The organism is Archangium sp. (assembly GCF_057119385.1).
In genome coordinates this window covers 25225-45450 of sequence record NZ_DBNGVP010000066.1, presented here as the reverse complement: position 1 = coordinate 45450, position 20226 = coordinate 25225, and the positions used below count along the sequence as shown (strand labels likewise).

Sequence of the window (20226 nt, the reverse complement as noted above, 5' to 3'; positions counted from 1 at the left end):
AGCGCAGGGTGCGAGATGGGCTTCCGCTCGCAGTGAGTCCATGAGCCGAAGAGCCGGATGCGGGAATTCCGCACGTCCGGATCCGTGGGGGGCCGGGGAGGTAACTCCCCGGTCTACCCGACCAAGTCTGACGACACCGCGCCCGGAGCGCTCCCTCCTGCTCTCCCGTACACCAGTCGTAGTCGACTACGATTGATGTGGGATAAAGGCATACGCCGCTCGTAGTCGACTACGAGTGAAGGGGGCGGCGGGCACGGTTTGCGTGGCCCCAGTCGGAACACTCAACCTGCTAAGTTGAGGTTCTACGAGGTAGGCCCCGCGTGTCCACACATTCGCCCTCTCCCAGCCCCGAGAACCCCGTCCCCCCGCACGGCGCGGGCGCCCAGCATCCCTTCGAGACGCCGCCGCTACCGCCCGGCACCCGCATTGGCGGAGACGTGGTGGAAGGAGTGCTGGGCCGCGGCGGCTTCGCCATCGTCTACCGGGTGCGCAGCCCCGAGGGCCGCCTGTTCGCCCTCAAGGTGCTGCCGCTGGAGGCAGGCCCGGAGCGCGCCGAGCGGGCCTGGCGCGAGTTGTCGCTGGGCATGCTCCTGCGCCACCCCAACCTCGGGCGCCAGGTGGGCGCCGGCCAGTGGCCCGAGCACGAGCCACGCTACGTGTGGCTGAGGATGGAGTTGATTGAAGGCACCACCCTGGACGCGTGGGGGCTGGCCCCCGGGCGCACCGTGGGTGAGGTGGTGGACCGGGTGCTGGAGGTGGTGTGCGGCCTGGCGGTGGTGCACGAAGCGCGGGTGGTGCACCGTGACGTGAAGGAGGCCAACATCCTGGTGCGCCAGAAAACGGGCCAGGCGGTGCTGGTGGACTTCGGCGCGGGCTACCACGAGGGAGACCCCACGCTGACGAAGGGGATGTTTCCCCCGGGCACGCTGCCCTACCGCGCGCCGGAGGCCTGGGCCTATGGACGTGCACACGCGGGAGAGCCGGGCGCGCACTACCGGGCGGGGCCGGGAGACGACCTGTACGCGGTGGGCGTGGTGCTCTACCGGCTGCTCACGGGCCGCTTCCCCTTCCGGCCCGCCGAGCACGGGGGCGAGGACGTGGAGGCGGTGCTGCACCAGACGCCCCTGCCTCCGCACCTCGTCAACCCGAACGTGCCGCGGGCGGTGGAAGAGGTGTGCTTGCGGCTGCTGGCCAAGACGCCCGAGGCGCGCTACCCGGGCGCGGTGGCACTGCACGCGGCGCTGGAGGAGGTGAGGGCCCGCGCGGACGTGGACTGGAAGCAGGTGCTGCACCCGGAGCGGCGGCGGCCGGTGAAGCCCTGGGTGCGCTGGGGCCGGCTGTTGGCGGCGGTGGGCGTGGGGTTGGCCGTGGTGCTGGGGGCGTGGTGGCCCGGCTCCAGCCAGGAAGTGGCGCCGGGGAGGCCAGCGCCGGAACCTGTGCGGGCCGTGGCCGCGCCTCTGCCCGAGGCGCCTCCGCCCCCGGCCGCCGCCCCGCCGCTGGCGCCCCGAAAGGACAGTGCTCCCGTGAAGCAGCCGCCGCAGACAACCCCCGGCCCCCAGCTCGAAGCCGCCCCGAAGCGCCGGGGCACCGCCATGCGCAACGCGTGTCTCGGCCTCACCGGCGCCGCCTTGCAGTCCTGCGTGGGGGCCGCGCAGCAGGTGCCCCCCGAGCGCCCCGCCCCGCCTCCCCAGGCCTGCCCCGCCGGGGCCCTGGAGACCATGACGGGTACGCTTGGCTTCCGCCTGGGAGAAAAGAAGAGCGTGGAGTGGAGCGACGTGCGCGGCAGGTATGTGCGCGTGGACGAAGACACTCCTGCCTACCTCGCGGGCGACTGGGATGCGGGAGCCGATCGCTTTGGCTATGGAGGACGCTTCGCGCTGCCGGACAACACCCGGGTCTCCGGGCGGCTCTACGTCAAGGAGGGGCGGGTGTACGGCCGCTTCACCGAGGCACGCACGCCCAACGGGGTGACGTACCCGGTGTGCCTGGAGTTGCTGGACACGGACAACAAGGTGGGCCTCGAGATCGAGCCCGGCAGCCCGCCGGGCAAGATGATGGTGGACCCCGTTGCGCGGGTGCGGGTGGTGGACCGCTTCAAATAGGGGCGTCCGGGAAGCGGGACGGTGGTGGGCCGGACACGACCGGGCAGGAGGTATGGTAGAGCCCCACTCCCGCGGTTCTGTCCACGTCCTCGGGAGACTCCTGCCCCATGCCCGTGTTGTCCTCCGCTGCCCTGTTGCGACTCGCGTTGCTCGCTGCCCCCCTGGACGCCTCCGCACTGTCCGCCCCATCTGGCTGTGTGACGGGGACGCGCCACCTGGAGCTGACGGAAGACATGCACGGAGAGGCACTCGAGGTGTGCATCCACCCGGGCCTCACCACCAGCTTCCTCTTCGACGCGAAAGTGGGGCGCGTGGAAGTGGCCGGGCGGGAGCGTTTCCGGGTGATGGAGGATGAGGCGGGCCTCACACTCGTGCCCTCGCGAACGCTCATGCGCGGAGAGCGCGTACCCATGACGGTCTCCTTCCAGGACGGCGCGGCCCCGGCGGACGTCACCTTCTCCCTGGTGGTGCACCCCTCCGAGGCCGCGCGGCAGGTGGAGGTGACACGCCAGCCACGCCCGCCCGCCTCCTGCGGCGAGGGCGAGCAGCAGGCGCGGGCGGAAGCGCGACAGTGCCAGGAGGACAAGGCGCGCCTGGAGACGCGGTGCAGTGGGCAGGTGGGGTTCCTGAGCCTGCTCGCTCAGCAGCTGCTGGGTGAGGGTGGCATCACCGATAAGAACATCACCCGGAGCGTCACCTCGCCTCCAGGCAACACGCTCACCAGCGTCAGCGCACGCAGCTACCGCTCCGGCACGACACGCGCGGAAGGTGAGCGCGAGGTGGTGCGGCTGGCCGTGGAACTGGAGTTGCAAAACACCGGGAGCATGCCCTGGACGCTGGCGGGGGCGGTGCTGGTGGGGCCCGAGGGCGAGGAGTGGAAGGTGCTCGGCGCGTGGCAGCGGGAGCCCATTCTCCCGGGGAAGTCAGGCAGCATCGGGGTGGAGGTGGAGATGGACGAACAGGAGGCGCGCGGAACCTTCTCGCTGAAGCTGCGGAGCCAGGAGGCGAGCGGCGGAGGCGAGCGCTTCGACGGCGTGACCTTCCCATAGCGCCACCGGGCCCCGCCGGGCCCTCATCGCCCGAGCAGCGCCTTCACCTCGCCCTGCCAGCGGGCGCCCAGCTCCGGGTGCACCATGCGGACATAGGCCGCGTAGCCCTCCAGCCAGCGCTCGAAGTCCGGCCGGCCCCTGGCCTGCGAGGCCACGCCGTGCTCGCGGCAGTTGGCGAGGATGGCCTTGAAGCGCCGCCGCTCCTCGCGGGGGATGGAGACCTTCTGGTTCACCGTGAGGCCCGTCACCCGCTGGCGCGAGCCCTGGCGCATCACCCGCCGCTTGGCGCCATTCTCGGTGAAGCCCTCCTGCTGGAGGATGGCGTTGAGCCACCAGAAGAAGCGGCCGAGGCGCTCGGGAGGCGCGCGGAAGGAGAAGGACAGGTCGTCCGCGTAGCGGGTGTAGGTGGCGCCGAACTTCCCGGCCAGCGCGGTGAGGCGCGCATCCAGGCGCCGGCAGACGAGGTTGGCGATGGCCGGCGACGTGGGCGCGCCCTGGGGCAGCACGCCCGGCCACACCACCGTCCCATCCGGCAGCTTCGCGCGGTGCGTGGTGAGCCCGGCGAGCACCCCGGCCACCTCGTCCCCGTAGCCGTGGGACAGGAAGAGGCCCTTCACCCGGCGGTAGTGCACCGTGGGGAAGAAGTCCTCCAGGTCCACCCGCACCACCGCGGTGGCGCCCACGTGGGGCTCCGCGTTGCTCACCGTGGAGCGGCCCTCGATGAAGCCGTGCGCGGCCGGGTGCGGCGTCATGCGCGCGAGCACCTGGTCGAGAAGGGCCCGCTGCACCTCCTTGAGCGCCTGGCGCGGCGCCGAGATGCGGCGCACCCCGCCCGAGCGCTTGGGGACCTCGAACTCCACGTACCCCGAGCCCGCCTCCGTGCCCGGACGCATCAGCGCGTCCAGCGCGGACTCGTCCACGCCCACCAACCGCGCCACATCGGCCCGGGTGCGCAGCGCGGGCAGCTCGCCCGAGGTGGGGGGCGGACGCTTCACCCGCCGCCTGTAGCCATGAATCTGGTTCGCGAAGAGGCCGAAGTTCCAGCCCGTGGGGTTCCACCCGCCCACGGCACCATGGCGGTAGCGGGGGTCCCCCCGGAGATCCGGCGGCGCCACGTCCGCGAGCCCCAGCTTGCGTACCGCGGAGCGCGCGCTCTGGGCCACCCGGTTGTCGGGATCCTTCACGCGCTGGCGGAGCCACCGGGCCGCCGTGGTGCTGGAGAAGAGCAGCGGGAGCTGCCGCACGCCCTGGAGCCGCTCGCGCGGGTCCACGCTGCGCAGCCTGCGCTCGACGGGGGCCTGCCAGTGGCGGCTCACGAAGAAGCGCGCCACCTCGTACTCGGCCAGGTCCTGGTGACGCTCCAGCAGCTCGGTGATGCGCTCGAAGTTCGCGTCGGGGTCCGCCAGCAGGGGCTTGAGCTCGAGGAGGAGGCTGGCGAGGTTCATGCGCTGTACCCGGCGAGGAGGAGACCGGTGCTCCTGGAGCCGCCGCCACCTGCACGGCAGAGGCAGACGAGGTCGGGAGGCCCGCAGGCAGACCTCGTACTGCATCGTTCTTCAATGGGTAACGTCAGCAGCCGCGACGTGACATCGCGGACGGAAGGCTGGCTGCACGCGACCCCAGGAGCACCGGAGACAAGCTCACCACAACCCGGACGGGGTGGGAAGGACACGCGCCTGCTCGCCCCACTTCCCTCTCCTTCCGGCGGAGGGTGATCAGCGTCGCGAGCGGCCCAAGAGGGGCCACACCAACCCCAGCAGCGCCGCCGCGCACACCAGGGCCAGCACCCAGGCCGCGATCTGGAAGAACCCGGCCGAGCTCCGGGCCGAGGCCACCAGCTCCGCCTTCGTGCCACCGAAGACGCGGGTGGCGTTCACCTCCGGCGCCGCCCCTCCGCTCGCCAGCGAGCCCAGCACCACCACGTCCTGGCCCGCCTCGAAGCCCGTGTACCACTGGGTCCCCGTGGACGGCCGCGATGGATCCCACGCCCCCTCGTCCTTCTCGTCCCGCCACGAGGTGGGGCCCCGCTCGTCCAGCTCCCCGGGCTCCTTCGTGGCCGCCCCGAGTTGATAGTCCTCGTTGCGGATGCGGACCCGCCCCGAGCCCGTCTCCAGCAGCAGGGGCGGCGTCACGCGCTCCCTCACCCGCCAGCGCGTCCGCGCGCTGCTCCCCGAGGTGTCCCGGTACGGCTCGAAGTGCAGGTACGCCACGTACCGGCGCAACCGCACGGGGTTGTCGCTGGCCAGCCGCCCCCCCACCAGCACCGTCTCTCCCGGTGCCATTCCACCCAGGGTGGAAGCCTCCAGGACGGGGAGTGACTCCGCCTGTCCCGCCTCCTCCCGGGCCACGCGTGAGGAGTACCCCATGGCGACGGCGAGCGCGCCGGACACCAGGGCCGCGAATCCCAACGCCAGCCACACCCCCTTGGAACGCCTTCGGTTCGAGGTCATCCCGAGGACGATGCCATGCTCCCCGGAAAAATCGGCCGGAATCACGCAACTCCCGTGGCGACTCCGCGATAATGGGGTCAGCGTAGAATTCCGGGCCTTTTTCGTGGCTCCCGCCGGAGAACCTCCATGCCTCCCATCCGCCGCTCTGATTCGAACGTCTACAGCAATGCCCGCAGCAGCGGCATCGAGGTGAGCAGGCAGAAGGCGACGACGGGCAATGGCTCCTCCAAGAGCGCGGTGAAGGAGAACCGCGTCACCACCACGACGACCCGCTCCAACGAGCAGACGTCCACGACGACGAAGTCGAAGACGTACGACAACAAGAAGACCGGGACGCGCGACCAGTACGACTACAAGGGCAAGGACACCAAACCCACCCAGAAGGGCAAGGTCACCCCGCAGGGCACGACGACGCTCCTGTCCACCAAGGGCAAGGACTCCAAGCCCCTCTACGAGGCGGGCGGCGCCACCCTGGCCGAGGGCAAGGGCAAGCTGCCGGGCGGCGTGGACGTCAGCGGCAAGGTGACGGGCCCCAGCTTCAAGGTCGATGGCGAGGCGAACGTCCAGACCAAGGGCCTGAGCGGCGTCGACATCAACCTGAAGCTCGAGGTGGAGGCCAACCTCGTCAAGGCGGAGGGGTCGGCCGAGAAGGAGTTCAAGTTCAAGGTCAACGGAGAGGACATCTCCGTCAAGGTGAAGCTGGGCGCCGAGGGCAACGTCGGCATCGACGGCTCCATCAACCTCAAGGTGCACGTGGGCAAGGACGGCGTGTCCGTGACGGCCGGAGCCGAGGGCTTCGCCGGCGCCAAGGGCAGCCTGTCCGGTGAAATCACCACCACCATCAACGGCAATGAAGTGGCCAAGGGCAAGCTGGGCGTCACCGCGGCGGCGGGCGCCATGGCGGGCGCGGAGTTCGAGGCCGGCTTCACCCACTTCAAGGCCAAGGCCTATGCGGCCGTGGGCGTGGGCGTGGGCCTGGACGTCTCGGGCAACGTGAACGCGGGCAACCTGGCCCGCGAGGTCCCCGGACTGCTCACCACCTGGGACGACTGAGTCCCCCCAATCCCCTGATGCGTGCCCGGGGGAAGGGCTACAATGCCCGGCGCCATGAACCCTTCCGAGCACGCCCAGCCAGGTCTTCAGCTCCTCGCCCGACGCGATTTCGCCGCGGCGGTCTCCGCCTTCGAGGCCGCGCTCCGCTCGCAGCCCCAGGACGTGGACTGCTGGTTCGGCCTGGCCCGGGCCCAGCTCGCCCTCGGCCAGCCCGAGGCGGCCCGGAAGTCGCTCGCGCGCACGGTGGCGATCTCCCCCCAGCACCCGGCCGCGCGCGCCCTGAGCGCCTCCCTGGACGATGATGGGGACAGCCCCGGCATCCTGAAGGAGCTGGCCAGCCTGGCGCAGGCCCCGGGCGCCGGTTTCGCGGAGCACTACGCCCACGCCCAGGCCCTGCTGCGCCGGGGCATGGACGCCGAGGCCTCCCAGGCGCTGCGCGCGGCGCTCACCCTCCATCCCGAGAGCCCCCAGGCGTTGGTGGACCTGGGACAGGTGGCCCTGCGCCAGGGCCGCCCGGAGAAGGCCAGGGAGGCGTTCCGCGTGGCCAGCGGGCTCGCCCCCGGCGAGTGGATGCCCCGGCTGCTGCATGCCCGCGCGCTCATGGCCCTGAAGGACTTCGGCGCGGCCATGGGCGTGCTGACGGAGGCCGTGACCGCCCACCCCCGCGAGGCGCCGCTGCAGGAGGCGCGCTTCCAATGCGCCCTGGTGATGGGCGAGCCCCAGAAGGCCGTCGAGGCGGCGCGCGCGCTCGAGGCCCTCAAGCCCGGGGATGCCAACCCCCTCTACCAGCGCGGCCTGGCCCTGCTCACCATGGGGAAGCTGCCCGAGTCGGCCCAGGCGCTCCAGGAGGCCATCCAGCGCGCCCCCGAGGCGCTCGAGCCCCGGCACGCGCTCGCGCAGGTGCGCACGGCGCAGGGCCAGCACGCCGAGGCGCTCGCGGTGCTGGAGGAGCTGCACCGCACCGCGCCGCGGGCCCTGGAGCCCATGTTGGATCTGTCGCGCCTGTACCTGGCGGAGGAACGGGCCGCCGAGGCGGAGCGCGTGCTCCGCGTGCTGTCCGAGGAGCACCCGAAGGAGCCCCGGGTGGGCCTCAACCTCGCGCTGGCGCTCTTCAAGCAGGGCCGCAAGCCCGAGGCCCTGTCGGCCCTCGAGCCCGTGAAGGCCAGCAACGACGCGGCCCTGGTGGAGCAGGCCCGGAAGCTGGAGGCGCAGATCCACGGGGCGCCCATGCGGCCGCCCATCATCCGCGGCTGATCAGTCGCAGACGCCGCAATCGCGCTTGCAGCTGTCGGCGCGGTTGCCGGTGCCGCAGGACTCGTTGGGCCGCTGGCAGATGCCGTCCCCACACGTGGAGATGTCCTGGGGACGCAGCCGCGTGGTGAGCGGGTGGTAGGTGACGCCGTTGACGGTGCACCGGATGAAGTACGAGCCCGTGATGTCCGGCTGGCAGCGCGCGTGGCAGCTCCCCACATGGGTGAGCGGCGGGCACGCATTGCCGCTCGAGAGCGCACAGGCGCGGAGGCTGCTCTGCTCCGGGAACAGCATGCCCTGATCGTTGCCGGCGAACAGTCCCTCCCCGTTGAAGAGGTTGCCGAAGAAGCACCCCTCCCGGAGGGTGAAGCTGCCCCGCTCCGAGGCCGTGGTGGGAATGGACCGCCCCAGCGCATTGGTGCCCAGGATGGAGATGAGCACGGTGCGCCCGTACTTGTTGACGAGCGAGGCCAGGCACGCGGAGACGACCTGCTGCTCCTCCAGCGTCGCGGGCGAGCCGTTGGACCAGGCGGGTGCCAGCCCGAGGCCGCCGTTCCAGACATGGGTGGCCGTGCCATCCGAGTACGTCCGGGTCTGCCCGGCCGGGACGGAGCAATGGACCAGGTACTTCATGAACTGGTTGGACTCGGCCGGGTGCTGCTGGAACCAGGACGAGAAGCTGGCGCTGGACAGGCCGTTGAAGGCGAGCCCGTTGAAGGCGAGCCCGTTGAAGGCCAGGCCGTTGAAGGCGAGCCCGTTGAAGGCGAGTCCATTGCCCTCCTCGAGGGCCTGGGCCGCCGTGTGGGCAGGCGCCCCGGACGGGTTCACGGGTTCATCCACCGGGCCACAGCCTCCGGTGAGGACCAGCAGCATCACTCCGAGCACTTGGGTGGCTTTCATGGCGTATTCCCCTGGAGCCCGTGGGGGTGGGCTCCAGGAGAAGTGTCGCCGCGCGGGTTCACGTGGATGCTCCAGCACACACCGGCTCCGTTGCCCGTGAACAGTCGCCACGCTCTCGAATTCTCAGACGCCGGGTGACTCCTCGTCGAGCAGCGCCAGCAGGGTGTCGCGCGTGCCTCCCGGGGCCTGACGCACGAGGGCATTGAAGCGCTGGTTGCCCGCTCGTACGCGCTCGCCGTGGGCACGCATCGCCGCCAGCACGTCCGGCATCATCCAGGGGCGCTCGAGCACCTCCAGGTTCTGCCTCAGCTCGCGGTGGTTGCGCGGTGCGCTGAGGCACGCGCCCACTCCGGGCTGGGACAGCGCATAGCGGTAGCAGTCCACGGCGCTGGGGAGCGGCGTGTCCGGGGGCTCGCCCGGCGCGGGCCGCAAGAGGCGCCCGTAACAGGTGGCGGTGAAGGTCAGTACGCCCGTCCCGCGCTCGAGGGCCTCGGGGAAGAGCGCCGCCTCCGCGCCCGGGTGCGCGGCGCTGTGGCGCGTCATCACCACCGGCCACGGGTGCTGGCTCAGAGCCTCCCGTGCGAGCTCCCGGTGGTGGGTGGAGAAGCCGAAGGCACGGAGGCGGCCCTCGGCGCGCAGGGCCTCGAGCGCCTCGAAGTTCTCCGCGTCCAGCCGCTCGCGCGAGCGCACCCAGAACAGCAGGAAGACATCCAGGTGGTCCGTGCGCAGCAGGCGCAGCGCGGCCCGCACGTCCCGGCGGATGGCCTCGGCGCCCGAGTGGTACGTGCCCGCCACCACCACGAGCCCGTCCCTCCGCGTCCGGCCCGAGCGCAGGAAGCGCGTGAGCTCCGTGTAGCGCGGCTCCCAGAAGAACGCGTTCACCCCGGCCTCATGGGCCTCGGCCAGTGCGCTGACCGGCAGGCCGTGGGCACCCGAGAGCACGAGCGGCGAGACGCTCAACCCCGTCCGGCCCAGGAGCCGCCGGGAGGAGTGCAACGGGGACTCGGGTGCCGCGCGGACTGGCGCCTGCATCCGCTGCGAACGCGTGGGCCGGCGGCGCTCGATGTCGGGAGCCCGCGCGAGGGCCTCGTCGGGGAAGACGAGCGTCAGCGCCTCCAGGTGCGAGGCCACCCGCTCCGGCTCGGAGGCATCGCGCAACACGGCGCACAGGCGCTCGAAGGCGGCGTCATCCCCCTGGCGGAGCCACCACGTGTAGGCGGAGACACGGACGTCCTCGGCCCGCTCCGCCCCGGGGCCGTGCAGCAGGTCCGCCAGCCGCACGTCGAGCGTGTCACACGCCTCCAGCGCCGAGGCCGCCGCGGCCCGCACCATGGGCGAGGTGTCGAGCGACAGGCGCAGCAGCGCGCCCAGCTCCTCCCGCTCCCCCTCCGCCTGGAGCAGCCCGGCCGCGCGGGCGCGGATCCACGGGTCCGGAGACCCCGCTCCCAGGAGCGCCACGGCGCGCGAGTCCGGGGCGGACAGCGCGTGCCGGCGGGACACGAGGAGGTGCATCGCCGCGCGGCGCACCGGCAGGTCCGGGTCGCTTCCGCACGCGGCCCTCGCCGAGTCCGTGTCCAACACGGCGGCGCGGATCCACGGATCCTCGTGCCGGGAGGCCTCGCGCAGCTCCGCTTCGGAGAGCACCCCGAGCTCCAGGAGCGCCGCCAACGCCACCGCGCGGATGGACGGGTCCTCGTCCCCCGAGGCCCGGGCCAGCGGGAGCTCGTCCTCCAGGAAGGCCGCCGCCTCCGCCACCGCCCGGCGCTCGCGAGGGGAACGGGCGCGAGGCGCGAAGGCCACCAGCGCCCGGGCATGGGCCTCGAGCGCCTCCGGGGCCACCGGCCTCCGCTCCCACGCGGCGAGCACCTCCTCGCGCACCGTCTCGTCGGAGTCCTCGAGCGCGGACAGGACCAGGGCCCGGCTCTCCGGGTCATGCACGAGCCCCGAGAGCGCCGCGCGCCGCACCGCGGGCTCGGGGTGCCGGGCCAGGGGACGGACCCGCTCCAGCAGCCCCGGATGCGCCCTGCGCGCGGCCACCCATGCCGCCAGCCCCACCGCGCCCGGCCTCGGCGGCTCGTCGAGAATCCGGAACGCGAGCGCCACCTCGTCCACGTCGAGCCGCTCGAGCAGGGCCCGGACCTCGTCCGCGGCATGCGGGACACGCGGCTCGTCCAACCACCGCAGCGCGAGCCGCAGGGCCTCCGGCTCCCTCCGCTCGCGCAGCCGCCGCCGGGCCAGGGCCCGCAGCGGCTCGTGGGGATCTCCGAGCCACTTCACCAGCTCGGCCACGGGCACGTCCGAGGCGGGCATCCGCTCGAGCCGCGCCGTCACCACCGCCGGATCCTCGTTGTCGAGCGGCCCCGCCATTCCCTGGGACGGCCCGGGCGTGGGCAGGAGGGACTCGGCCGAAGCCGGAGCCGCCCCACCCCACACGCCCTCCAGGTACGCGGCGGCGGCCTTCACCGCGCCCTTCCGGGAATCGCTGGCCCCGGCGCGCACCCGCTGCCGCACGAGCGCGTCCGCCTCTCCCCACCAGGCCAGCGCCTGCACCGCCGCGTTGCGCACGCGCCAGAAGGGGTCCTCCAGCGCCTCCAACAGGAGCTCCAGGGCCCCCGAGCCCGCCACCGAGGCCGCGGCCCGGATCGCCGCGCGGCGCACCCACCAGACCGGCTCCTCGCGAAGGGCCCGGGGCACCCGTGTCAGCAGTACCTCCGAACCCAGCCGGGCCAGGGCGCGCCAGGCCCGGTCGCGCACACTGGCCATCGGGTCTCCCAGGGCCTCGAGCAGCGCCGGGACGAAGCGCCCATCCCGGAGCTCCCCCAACCGGCGCGCGGCGGAGGCGCGGACCTCGGCGTCCTCGTCCGTCAGCAGCGCCTGACGCAGGGCGAAGCGGCCCGGCGCGGCCGAGGTGTCCACGGCCTCCACCGCCTCGCGGCGCACCTCGGCGTTCTCGTCGAGCAGCCGCACCACGGCTGGATCCAACAGGCCCATGCCCTCGGACTCTACGCGCCCTGATAGAATCGGGGACATGCCCGACATGCTGGCGATCATCAGCAAGGCCGTGTTCGAGAAGGAAGCGGCCGGACGTGCCCCTGGCGAGGTACTCCCCACCGATCGCTACCGCAGCGCCAGCAAGCACCTGGAGCCGCTGCGCGCCGGAGGGCGCCTCTTCCTCGTCACCGTGCGGCCGCCCTCGGAGTCACTCTGGCTGGTGGCGGTGCTCGAGGCCCTGCGCTTCGAGGACGGCGAGTGGCGCGCCGCCCCCAACCGCGTGCCCATCACGGACGTCACCGCCCTCATTCCCCGCCTCCGCTTCGAGTCGGGCAAGGGCATCCAGGCCGCGAAGGGAGCCCTGGGCATGTCCCTGCAGACGCCTCGGACGCTGACGGCCGGGGACGTGGCGCTGCTGGAAGGGGGGCCGCGCATCAACCTCACGGCCCACGATACGCGGGGACCCCTGCCCTGCCTGTGCCGCCATTGCCTTCCCCGGAGCGGCGAGCGGGCCGAGTCGGGAGGCATGTCCTTTCTCCGCACCCGGGTGGAGGCCGAGGGCCGGACGCTCTTCTACTGGCTCCCCGAGGAGCTCCAGCCCGACACCGGGCGGGTCGCCGAGGCGGTCCAGAACATCCTCGTCCACCGTCTGCGCTCCACCGGCTGACGCCGCGCCTCAGACGGGCCGGCCCGGCAGGACGCCGAAATCACTCCGGGCGCTGCCGCCCACGCGCGTCATCCAGCGCAGCAGGCCCGGCGCGTGATCGAAGAGCACGTAGAAGACGCCCAGCGAGCGGGGCACGTCCACGATGGGCCTGCGCCGCCCGATTCCCTCCAGGATGGCCTCCGCCACCTCGTCGGGGCTCAGGGGCCGCACGAAGTCCGCCAGCCGGGGCATACGCGAGGAGGGCACGTGCTTGCCGAAGAACTCCGTCCCCGCCACCGTCCCCGGACGCACGAGCATCGCGTGCACCGGCGTGTTCCGCAGCTCCTCCTGCAACATCTGCGTGTACCCGCCCACCGCCGCCTTCACCGCCGCATAGGCCGCGGACGAGCTGCCCGCGAAGACGCGTCCCGCGGACGAGCCCACGTTGACGATGTGGCCCCGCCCCTTCTCCAGCATGGAGGGCAGCACCTTGCGCGTGGTGTACACGATGGCGTTGAAGCCCACCTCCATCGTCCGCTCCACGTCCTCCACGGACATGTCCAGCACGCTCTCCCACCGGATGAAGGCGGCGTTGTTCACCAGCACGTCGATGCGGCCCTCCTTCTCCAGCACCCCCTGGCACCACGCCTCCACTCCCTGCCGGTCCGCCACGTCGCAGCGGGCGAAGTGGAAGCGCCCGGGCCAGGGCAGCTCGGCCGCCCTCGCCGACGCCGTCTTCAGGTGCTCCTCGGAGATGTCGCACACGTACACCGTGCCTCCGGCCTCCGCGAGCCGCCGCGCCGTCGCCCAGCCGATCCCCTGGGCCCCACCCGTCACCAGGCACACCCGGTCCTTCAGGAAGTCCTTCGTCATGGCAACCCTCGTTTCACAAGCACCTTCCGTGCACCAGCCCCGCTCGGGGAAGGCACACGGGTTGCCAGCTATGCTGGAATTATCCAGTAATCCAGTAAAAAGCCGTGATTTATCCGGGTTCTCACGAAACGGGGTTGACCCGTTTCCACCCGGTGCGCGGGCGCTCCCAGCGGGCGTGGATCCGAGAGAAGTCCGAGGTCGTGGCATCCTCGCGCTCACGCCCCGATGAGACAGACCCCGGCCGCGGTGCTCCGTCCGCCCGATCCTCCCGGCCTCCCGGCGAGCGATGCCGCCTCCACCCCCGTGCCCGGTCTCCAGCCCTGGGTGCTGCGCCTGACACGGGGGGCCGGCACGGGCATCCGATACCCTCACCCCGTCCCTCTCCCGGAGGGAGAGGGGATATCGAAGCCGGGTGGGCACGAGCCCGAGCTGCTGCACATCGCCGAGCTCGACGAGCACCTGATTCCGATGGCCGAGCAGTACTTCGAGGCGCTCAACGGGAAGGCCAGCCGGCGCGCCAACGTGCGCGTGGACGTGATGGACGGCCGGCACGTCCTGAAGATGAGCCCCGACACGTACGACGTCATCCTGTCGGACGCGATGATGCTCGCGAGCGAGGACGGCCTGCGGCTCTACACCCAGGAGCACTTCCGCGAGGCGCGCCGGCACCTGCGGCCCGGGGGCGTGGTGCTTCGCACGTGCCGCTCATCAACCGGGACATGAATCCGGTGCTGGACTTCCTCCCCCGGGAGCCACCCGGGGAGAGCGCCGCCACCGTCGAGCGGCTCGTCGCCGGTGGGCCGGGCTTCATCTTCGAGCACCTGCACGCGGCCCCCGGTGGTCAGCAGGCCCTGGAGTCCCTGCGCGCCCGCGTCCAGCGGATACACGAGGCGGCCCCATCGGTTTCCCGGTGAAGCGGGCCTGATTGCCTGGAGGGCAGGCAGCCTGGAGGATCGTCGCGACGCGGGCGCTTTTCTTGATATCCTGGATCTGGACCCGGAATGAACGCACCCAGACCCCAGAGCTGGCTGCTCGCGGCACTGCTGCTGCTGTGCGCATGCACGCCCACGCCCGAGCCCCGGCTCCGGCTGGGCACGACGCCCTGGCCCGGCAACGAGCCGCTCTTCCTCGGCCAGAAGCTGGGACTGCTCCCCTCCGAGCGCATCCACCTGGTCGAGTACGTGTCCTCCGCCCAGCTCATGCGCGCGTTCCGCAACGGCGCCATCGACGCGGTGTCCACCACCCTCGAGGAGGTGCTGTCGCTCGAGCAGCTCGGCCATGATCCGAAGGTGGTGCTGGTGCTCGACGCCTCGCACGGGGCGGACTGCGTGATGGCCCGGCCCGAGCTGGAGTCGATCTCCGCGCTCCAGGGCCGGCGGATCAGCTCCGAGGAGTCGGTGCTCGGGATGTACATGCTCACCCGGGCGCTCGAGCAGGCCGGGCTGCGGCACGAGGACGTGCGGCTGGACATCCGCCCCCTGGAGACCCATGTGGCGGCATGGCAGCGGGGCGAGCTGGATGCGGTGGTGACCTTCGAGCCGTATTGCCAGCGGCTCGCCAGCCTGGGCGCCCGCAGGCTCTTCGACAGCTCCCGCCTCCCCGGGGAGATCATCGACGTGGTGGTGGTGCGCGAGGAGTTCCTCGAGGCCTGGCCCCAGCACGTGGACGCGCTGCTGCGCGGCTGGTTCTCCACGCTCGCCTGGAAGCAGCAACATCCCCAGGAGGCGATGCAGCGGATGTCGGGCCGGCTCGGCCTGGACCCCCAGCGCTTCCAGGAGGCCATGGCCGGCGTGCGGCTCATGGACGAGCCGTCCCAGCACACCCTGCTCACCGGCCCGCGGCCCGTCCTGCGGGAGACGCTCGAGCAGATGGGGGAGTTGCTGCGGCACCACCAGCTGCTTCCCGGGCTCCCAGGACGGACGGAGTCCTCGCGGATGCTCGAGACGGCGCCACTGACGCGGGTGTCGCCATGAGCGCTTCCGTCCCCACACGGCGCGCCGGGTGGCACCGGTTGCTGACCATGCGGGTGCTCGTCCCGCTGCTGCTGCTGGCGTATGCGTGCTTCTTCGGCCTCTACACGCTGGGGCGCGACATGGTCCACCGCGAGCAGCAGGTGGAGGAGCACGTGCGCGAGGACGTCACCCAGCGGATGACGCACCTGCAGGGGACGCTCGAGTACCTGCTGCGCACCGGACAGCTCGAGGCCGTGCGCGAGGAGCTCGCGGACCTGGGCTCCAATCCCCACCTGACGGTGGGACTGCTGCTCGATGACCAGCGCAACGTGCTGGCCGCCACCCGGCTGGACCTGCTCGGCCATCCGGTCTGGGAGGCCTGGCCGGAGCTCATCCGTCCGGGAGCCCTCGCCCGCATGAAGACCGCGAGGGTGCGGATGAGCGGGGACGTGCAGGTGAGCGAGGACGGCTCGCGGGTGGAGGGCTACTACCCCATCCAGCTCAGCCCCCAGCCCCTGGGGAGCCAGGTGGGCATCCTCTACCTCCAGCACGACCTGACGCAGCTCAAGGCCGCGCAGCGCTACCGGGCCGAGCGCTCCGCGCTCCGTTCGAGCCTGCTGCTGGTGCTGATCGCCGGGCTGCTGGGGCTCTTCTTCCACTTCGCGCTGGGGAGGCGCGTGCGGCGCCTGGAGTTCGTCGCCCACCAGCTCGCGGGGGGAGAGCTGAGCGCACGCGCCGGGTTGCGCGGGATGGACGAGATGGGGGCGCTGGGCCGGGCCTTCGACGAGATGGCCGAGCGCCTCAGCCAGGAGCGGGAGGCCCTGCGGCGCTCGGAGGCGAGCTTCCGCACGCTCATCGAGCGCACGCCGGACGCCGTCTTCGTCCACCGGGAGCGGAGGCTGCTCTTCGCCAACCCCGCGGCCGTCGCGCTGCTGGGCTACACGCGCGAGGAGGAGCTGCGGGGCCGGGCGGTGGAGGAGCTGCTCATGCCCGGGGAGCAGGACTCGCTCGCCGAGACGTCCCAGCCCGGCTCGGCGCGGGAGGTGCGTTTCCGGTACCGGGAAGGGCAGCAGGTGCTGGGCGAGGTGGTGACGTTCTCCATTCCCTTCGATGGGCAGCCGGCGGTGGTGTCCATCGCGCGCGACGTCACCGAGCGCAAGCAGGTGCAGGAGAAGCTGCGCACCACGGACCGGATGGTGTCGCTGGGCACGCTGGCGGCGGGCGTGGCGCACGAGCTCAACAACCCCATCTCCTACGTGCTGAGCAACCTGCGCTTCGCGGTGGACGAGCTGGGGGAAGCGGGCGAGGCGGGCAAGCCGCTGTCGGACGAGCAGTCGCGGGAAGTGCAACAGGCGCTGCGCGAGGCACTCGAGGGCGGCGAGCGCATGCGCAACATCGTGCATGACCTGAGGAGCTTCTCGCGCCGGGAGGACGAGCACTTCGGCCCGGTGGACATCCACGCGGTGCTCGACTCGTGCGCGAGCCTGGCGCGCACCACCATCCGCCACCGCGCGCAGCTGGTGAAGGAGTACGGGGAGGTGCCGCGCGTGCTGGCCAACGAGTCGCGGCTCGGGCAGCTGTTCCTCAACCTGCTCGTCAACGCGGGCCAGGCCATTCCCGAGGGGGACGCGAAGGCGCACAGCGTCCACGTCATCACGGAGCGGGTGGACGAGAGCTGGGTGGTGGTGTCGGTGCGGGACACGGGCGTGGGGATTCCGCCGGAGAACCTGCAGCGGCTGTTCAAGCCGTTCTTCACCACCAAGCCCGTGGGCGTGGGGACGGGGCTGGGCCTGTCCATCTGCCATGGCATCGTCACGGCGATGGGGGGGCGCATCGAGGTGTCCAGCGAAGTGGGCAAGGGCACCACCTTCCGCGTCTACATGCCCGTGGCCGACAAGGTCGGGAAGGCCAGCGGCCAGGCGAAGTCCGCCTGAGCGGTGGTGCCCGAGGCCTACTTCCGCGCGAGCGCGAGGTCGAAGCGGATGACCACCGCGTCACCCACCTTCATGGTGCCCAGCATCAGGGTGGGCGGGCGCACGCCCCAGTCCGTCATGCGCAGCAGGTACCGGCCCTGCACGCGCAGCTTGCCCTCGGGCGTGCTCGAGGCGCGGGCCACCAGGTCCACCGGCTTCGTCACCCCCGCCATCGTGAGCTCGCCGCGGATGCGCAGGGGCACCTGGCCGTCCTTTGGAGCGCTCGCCTCGTAGCCACTCATCCGGAAGCGGATGGTGGGGTGCTGCTGCTGCTGCAGGGCGTTGGACATGTGCTCGTTCATCGTCCCGTTGGCGCAGTCGAGCTTGCTGGTGGGAATCTCCAGCTGAGCCTCGCGCAGCGCTCCGGCCAGTTGCTCCAATGTGAGCGCACCGCCGGCCTCGCCCGGGGTGAAGCGGGCGTCCATCCCCTTCGCCTTGCAGGTGAAGCTGCGCACCGTGGACGTCCCGTCGATGGCCAGCTCGCCACCCGGCTGCAACTCCACGGCGGTCTGCGCGGCGGCCAGCCCCGGCCAACCCAGCGTCATCATCAACAGCGGAACAAAGCGTTTCATGGTTCGGCTCTCCTCTCGTTGTCCGGCGGGCGCGGCTCGAGCTCGAGGACCAGCTGCCCGGCGACGGGCACCTGCGACTCGATGCGCACCGGCAGCCGGCGTTCATCATCGGTGAGGTACAGACGCAGCAGGCCGCGGCCCCCGAAGCGCTCGGGGTCGCGCACCTCCATCTCCACCACCACGGTGGAAAACTCTCCGGCCGGGACGCGCAACGGCTCGCGCCGCAGCACGCGCACCACCACCGGGTTGCGCCGCGCATCGAAGTGCCGGTCCATCCGGTGCACGCGCCCGGGCGTGAGCTCCATGGTGCGCAGCGCATAGAGGAAGGACAGCTCGTCCAGCGGCTCCGGCGAGCTGCTCCGTCCCTGGGTGGTGGGCCGCACCCACCGCCCCTCGTCGGGGAAGATCTCCACCCGCTCGCGGACGGACTTGAGCGGGATGCGCTCGTCCACCTCGTAGCGCAGGGCCGCCATGCGCCGGGAGCTCAGCCACGAGCGCGAGTGGTGCTGGATGCGGAAGGGCCCCACGCTCGTCTCGAAGTCGAAGCGCAGCAGCACCACCGGCTCCTCACGCAACGGCGGGGCGGACTGAACGCGCAACCATCCCGTCCCGCTCCGCCCGTGCTTTCCCAGCGAAACCTGATAGGCGAGCACCTCGCCTTCCATGAAGGGCCGCTCACCACCCGCCTGGGCCTCCTGGGCCCGGACCGACGGAGCCAGTCCCCACGACAGCAGGAGAAGGAGCGCCGCTCGGAGAAGGCCCGCGGGGCGGCTTCTGCTCCATTGAGAGGGATTGGGCATCGAGGTCTCCATCGGGTACGCCCCACCCTCCTTCAAGCCATGTGCCGTGGCGGGTCACGGAGCGGAGCGGAGCGCCTCACGGTGCAAGACCTGCGCGGGCGGAGGGATCCGCGCAGATGATGCGGGCCCTTTCCCTCTCCTCCTCTTGGGAAGCGAGTTGGCGCGCGGCTTGCTCTGTCGTCGCGGCATGAGGCGGCCGGTTCAGTCGCCCATCAAGAACCCTCGAGAGGAAGACCCCATGAAGCTCAAGAATCTGGCAGCAACCCTTGCCGCTGCACTCCTTGGTGTGTCGGGCGTGGCCCAGGGCGCGGAGGTTCTCAAGACGGAGAACGCGACCATGAACGTGGGAGGCCGGCTGCAGCTGCTCGGCTTCGCCCAAAGGCTCGACGACGGCGCCCGGAACGACGAGCGGCTCTACCTCTTCCTCAAGCAGGGCCGGGTCATGCTCTCGGGCAACGTGGAGGACTGGCGCTACGGCGTGATGCTCGCCTTCGGTGGCGAGGACGAGATCAAGGCGCCGACTCCGGGCATCTCGCTGGGCCTGTTGGACATGTACGTGGACATCCCGGTGAAGATCCTCGGGAACTCGTACGTGAGGGTGGGCCAGTTCCGGGTGCCCTACGGCCGCGAGCGCCTGACGGAGTCGGGCACCCTGCTCTTCGCGGACCGGTCGATCCAGAACCTGGCCTTCCGGGTGGGCCGGGACGTGGGCGCGACCTTCCACACCCAGGCGGGCCCGTTGGTGGCGGGCGTGGGCATCTTCACGGGCGGCGGCCGGGGCATCCCCGAGCGCTACCTGCCGCAGACCCTCGGCACCCCGATGGTGGTGTTGCGCGCGGGCGTCGACACCGGCATCGGCGAGGACGTCTTCGCGACGCGCAACCTCCAGGCCATGCCCGACAAGCTGCAGATGGCGTTCTTCGTGAACGGCTTCTACATGAAGGACTCGCTGGTGGGCCACTCGACGGTGCTCAACACCCGGCCGGCGGAGAAGTCGCTGCTCATCAACGGGAACTGGAACCCGTTCCTCGCGCAGGCGCCGTTCACCCTGGGCAGGCTGTGGCAGGTGGGCGCGGACGCCGCGGCGCGCGCGCCCGTGGGCCCGGGTGTGTTGTCGGGCGAGTTGGAGGGCAACTTCGGCGTCTACCAGAATGACTACGGCGACATCCGGGTGGCGGGTGGCCGGGCGCAGGTGGCGTACCAGTGGAATCCGGTGCAGGTGGCGCTGCGGTACGCGCTCGTGCTCCCGGACGAGCGGTTCGCCGTGGGCAGCGCGCCCATCACCGGCAAGCGCGCCCTCCAGGAGGTGACTCCGGCGATCACCTACTCGTTCAAGGGCTTCGGGGCGAAGATCATCGCGGACCTGCCCATCCAGCTCAACACTCCGGTCATCTTCGAGGAGTCGGTGGGCTCGTACCTCCTCACCGATCAGCCGGATCAGACCAGCCTGCTCAAGAAGGGAGCGCCCATCTCGCGGCAGAACGTCATCGCAGCGCGGCTGCTGGTCCAGGCGACCTTCTGACGCGCATCCGCCAGTCATCTCCCCTCCAGTCATCTCCCCTCACCCCTTCAACAATATCCCCTCTCCCCTCGGGAGAGGGTCGGGGTGAGGGT

At 71.6% G+C, this 20226-nt stretch carries 17 protein-coding genes; 10 read left to right on the top strand and 7 right to left on the bottom strand.

The annotated features are described in order from the left end of the window. The first annotated feature begins 320 nt into the window (after positions 1 to 320). Positions 321 to 2102, top strand: coding sequence for a serine/threonine protein kinase (locus tag AC16DP_RS15475; RefSeq protein ID WP_483956734.1), 1782 nt, complete (start codon positions 321 to 323; stop codon positions 2100 to 2102). A 107-nt stretch (positions 2103 to 2209) separates the two neighbouring features. Further along, positions 2210 to 3151, top strand: coding sequence for a DUF2381 family protein (locus tag AC16DP_RS15470; RefSeq protein WP_329731204.1), 942 nt, complete (start codon positions 2210 to 2212; stop codon positions 3149 to 3151). 23 nt (positions 3152 to 3174) lie between these two features. Here AC16DP_RS15470 and AC16DP_RS15465 read toward each other — a convergent pair whose 3' ends face one another. Both AC16DP_RS15465 and AC16DP_RS15460 read right to left on the bottom strand, forming a co-directional pair. Further along, positions 3175 to 4596, bottom strand: coding sequence for a reverse transcriptase family protein (locus tag AC16DP_RS15465; RefSeq protein ID WP_329731203.1), 1422 nt, complete (start codon positions 4594 to 4596; stop codon positions 3175 to 3177). Positions 4597 to 4866: 270 nt separating this feature from the next. After that, on the bottom strand, positions 4867 to 5601 hold the full coding sequence (locus AC16DP_RS15460; RefSeq protein ID WP_329731202.1) for a hypothetical protein: 735 nt from the start codon (positions 5599 to 5601) through the stop codon (positions 4867 to 4869). Positions 5602 to 5727: 126 nt separating this feature from the next. Here AC16DP_RS15460 and AC16DP_RS15455 point away from each other — a divergent pair, with 126 nt between their 5' ends. Together AC16DP_RS15455 and AC16DP_RS15450 are read left to right on the top strand one after the other, a co-directional pair. Further along, complete coding sequence (locus tag AC16DP_RS15455) at positions 5728 to 6654, top strand: transporter (protein WP_329731201.1); 927 nt, start codon at positions 5728 to 5730, stop codon at positions 6652 to 6654. 54 nt (positions 6655 to 6708) lie between these two features. Then, complete coding sequence (locus AC16DP_RS15450) at positions 6709 to 7908, top strand: tetratricopeptide repeat protein (RefSeq protein ID WP_329731200.1); 1200 nt, start codon at positions 6709 to 6711, stop codon at positions 7906 to 7908. On the opposite strand, the gene AC16DP_RS15445 is transcribed toward AC16DP_RS15450, so the two are convergent. After that, positions 7909 to 8805, bottom strand: coding sequence for a hypothetical protein (locus AC16DP_RS15445; RefSeq protein WP_329731199.1), 897 nt, complete (start codon positions 8803 to 8805; stop codon positions 7909 to 7911). A gap of 123 nt (positions 8806 to 8928) precedes the next feature. Beyond that, complete coding sequence (locus tag AC16DP_RS15440) at positions 8929 to 11796, bottom strand: aldo/keto reductase (RefSeq protein ID WP_329731198.1); 2868 nt, start codon at positions 11794 to 11796, stop codon at positions 8929 to 8931. Positions 11797 to 11833: 37 nt separating this feature from the next. On the opposite strand from AC16DP_RS15440, the gene AC16DP_RS15435 reads away from it, so the two are divergent. Continuing rightward, positions 11834 to 12463 carry a hypothetical protein gene (locus AC16DP_RS15435; protein WP_329731197.1) on the top strand — a complete coding sequence of 210 codons (630 nt, stop codon included), beginning with the start codon at positions 11834 to 11836 and terminating at the stop codon, positions 12461 to 12463. A gap of 9 nt (positions 12464 to 12472) precedes the next feature. Here AC16DP_RS15435 and AC16DP_RS15430 read toward each other — a convergent pair whose 3' ends face one another. Further along, on the bottom strand, positions 12473 to 13315 hold the full coding sequence (locus AC16DP_RS15430; RefSeq protein ID WP_329731196.1) for an SDR family NAD(P)-dependent oxidoreductase: 843 nt from the start codon (positions 13313 to 13315) through the stop codon (positions 12473 to 12475). Positions 13316 to 13540: 225 nt separating this feature from the next. On the opposite strand from AC16DP_RS15430, the gene AC16DP_RS15425 reads away from it, so the two are divergent. From AC16DP_RS15425 to AC16DP_RS15410, 4 genes are all read left to right on the top strand, one after another. Continuing rightward, positions 13541 to 14038, top strand: coding sequence for a spermidine synthase (locus AC16DP_RS15425; protein ID WP_329731195.1), 498 nt, complete (start codon positions 13541 to 13543; stop codon positions 14036 to 14038). Next, entirely contained in the window at positions 14014 to 14229 is a 216-nt protein-coding gene (locus tag AC16DP_RS15420) for a hypothetical protein (protein WP_329731194.1), read from the top strand. Before AC16DP_RS15425 ends, AC16DP_RS15420 begins: the two co-directional genes overlap by 25 nt. An 87-nt stretch (positions 14230 to 14316) precedes the next feature. Continuing rightward, positions 14317 to 15288 carry an ABC transporter substrate-binding protein gene (locus AC16DP_RS15415; protein WP_329731193.1) on the top strand — a complete coding sequence of 324 codons (972 nt, stop codon included), beginning with the start codon at positions 14317 to 14319 and terminating at the stop codon, positions 15286 to 15288. Next, on the top strand, positions 15285 to 17201 hold the full coding sequence (locus AC16DP_RS15410) for an ATP-binding protein (protein WP_329731192.1): 1917 nt from the start codon (positions 15285 to 15287) through the stop codon (positions 17199 to 17201). The genes AC16DP_RS15415 and AC16DP_RS15410 overlap by 4 nt, the downstream gene beginning before the upstream one ends. Positions 17202 to 17218: 17 nt before the next feature. On the opposite strand, the gene AC16DP_RS15405 is transcribed toward AC16DP_RS15410, so the two are convergent. Together AC16DP_RS15405 and AC16DP_RS15400 are read right to left on the bottom strand one after the other, a co-directional pair. Next, positions 17219 to 17812 carry a YceI family protein gene (locus tag AC16DP_RS15405; RefSeq protein WP_329731191.1) on the bottom strand — a complete coding sequence of 198 codons (594 nt, stop codon included), beginning with the start codon at positions 17810 to 17812 and terminating at the stop codon, positions 17219 to 17221. Continuing rightward, positions 17809 to 18612, bottom strand: coding sequence for a DUF3108 domain-containing protein (locus tag AC16DP_RS15400; RefSeq protein ID WP_329731190.1), 804 nt, complete (start codon positions 18610 to 18612; stop codon positions 17809 to 17811). The genes AC16DP_RS15405 and AC16DP_RS15400 overlap by 4 nt, the downstream gene beginning before the upstream one ends. Positions 18613 to 18850: 238 nt before the next feature. Here AC16DP_RS15400 and AC16DP_RS15395 point away from each other — a divergent pair, with 238 nt between their 5' ends. Beyond that, on the top strand, positions 18851 to 20134 hold the full coding sequence (locus AC16DP_RS15395) for a porin (protein WP_329731189.1): 1284 nt from the start codon (positions 18851 to 18853) through the stop codon (positions 20132 to 20134). The last annotated feature ends 92 nt before the right edge of the window (positions 20135 to 20226 follow it).

Coding starts and splice junctions, on each gene's coding strand:
- AC16DP_RS15470 (WP_329731204.1), top strand. CDS start 2,210: ATGCCCGTGTTGTCCTCCGCTGCCCTGTTGCGACTCGCGTTGCTCGCT.
- AC16DP_RS15465 (WP_329731203.1), bottom strand. CDS start 4,596: ATGAACCTCGCCAGCCTCCTCCTCGAGCTCAAGCCCCTGCTGGCGGAC.
- AC16DP_RS15460 (WP_329731202.1), bottom strand. CDS start 5,601: ATGACCTCGAACCGAAGGCGTTCCAAGGGGGTGTGGCTGGCGTTGGGA.
- AC16DP_RS15455 (WP_329731201.1), top strand. CDS start 5,728: ATGCCTCCCATCCGCCGCTCTGATTCGAACGTCTACAGCAATGCCCGC.
- AC16DP_RS15450 (WP_329731200.1), top strand. CDS start 6,709: ATGAACCCTTCCGAGCACGCCCAGCCAGGTCTTCAGCTCCTCGCCCGA.
- AC16DP_RS15445 (WP_329731199.1), bottom strand. CDS start 8,805: ATGAAAGCCACCCAAGTGCTCGGAGTGATGCTGCTGGTCCTCACCGGA.
- AC16DP_RS15440 (WP_329731198.1), bottom strand. CDS start 11,796: ATGGGCCTGTTGGATCCAGCCGTGGTGCGGCTGCTCGACGAGAACGCC.
- AC16DP_RS15435 (WP_329731197.1), top strand. CDS start 11,834: ATGCCCGACATGCTGGCGATCATCAGCAAGGCCGTGTTCGAGAAGGAA.
- AC16DP_RS15430 (WP_329731196.1), bottom strand. CDS start 13,315: ATGACGAAGGACTTCCTGAAGGACCGGGTGTGCCTGGTGACGGGTGGG.
- AC16DP_RS15425 (WP_329731195.1), top strand. CDS start 13,541: ATGAGACAGACCCCGGCCGCGGTGCTCCGTCCGCCCGATCCTCCCGGC.
- AC16DP_RS15415 (WP_329731193.1), top strand. CDS start 14,317: ATGAACGCACCCAGACCCCAGAGCTGGCTGCTCGCGGCACTGCTGCTG.
- AC16DP_RS15410 (WP_329731192.1), top strand. CDS start 15,285: ATGAGCGCTTCCGTCCCCACACGGCGCGCCGGGTGGCACCGGTTGCTG.
- AC16DP_RS15405 (WP_329731191.1), bottom strand. CDS start 17,812: ATGAAACGCTTTGTTCCGCTGTTGATGATGACGCTGGGTTGGCCGGGG.
- AC16DP_RS15400 (WP_329731190.1), bottom strand. CDS start 18,612: ATGCCCAATCCCTCTCAATGGAGCAGAAGCCGCCCCGCGGGCCTTCTC.
- AC16DP_RS15395 (WP_329731189.1), top strand. CDS start 18,851: ATGAAGCTCAAGAATCTGGCAGCAACCCTTGCCGCTGCACTCCTTGGT.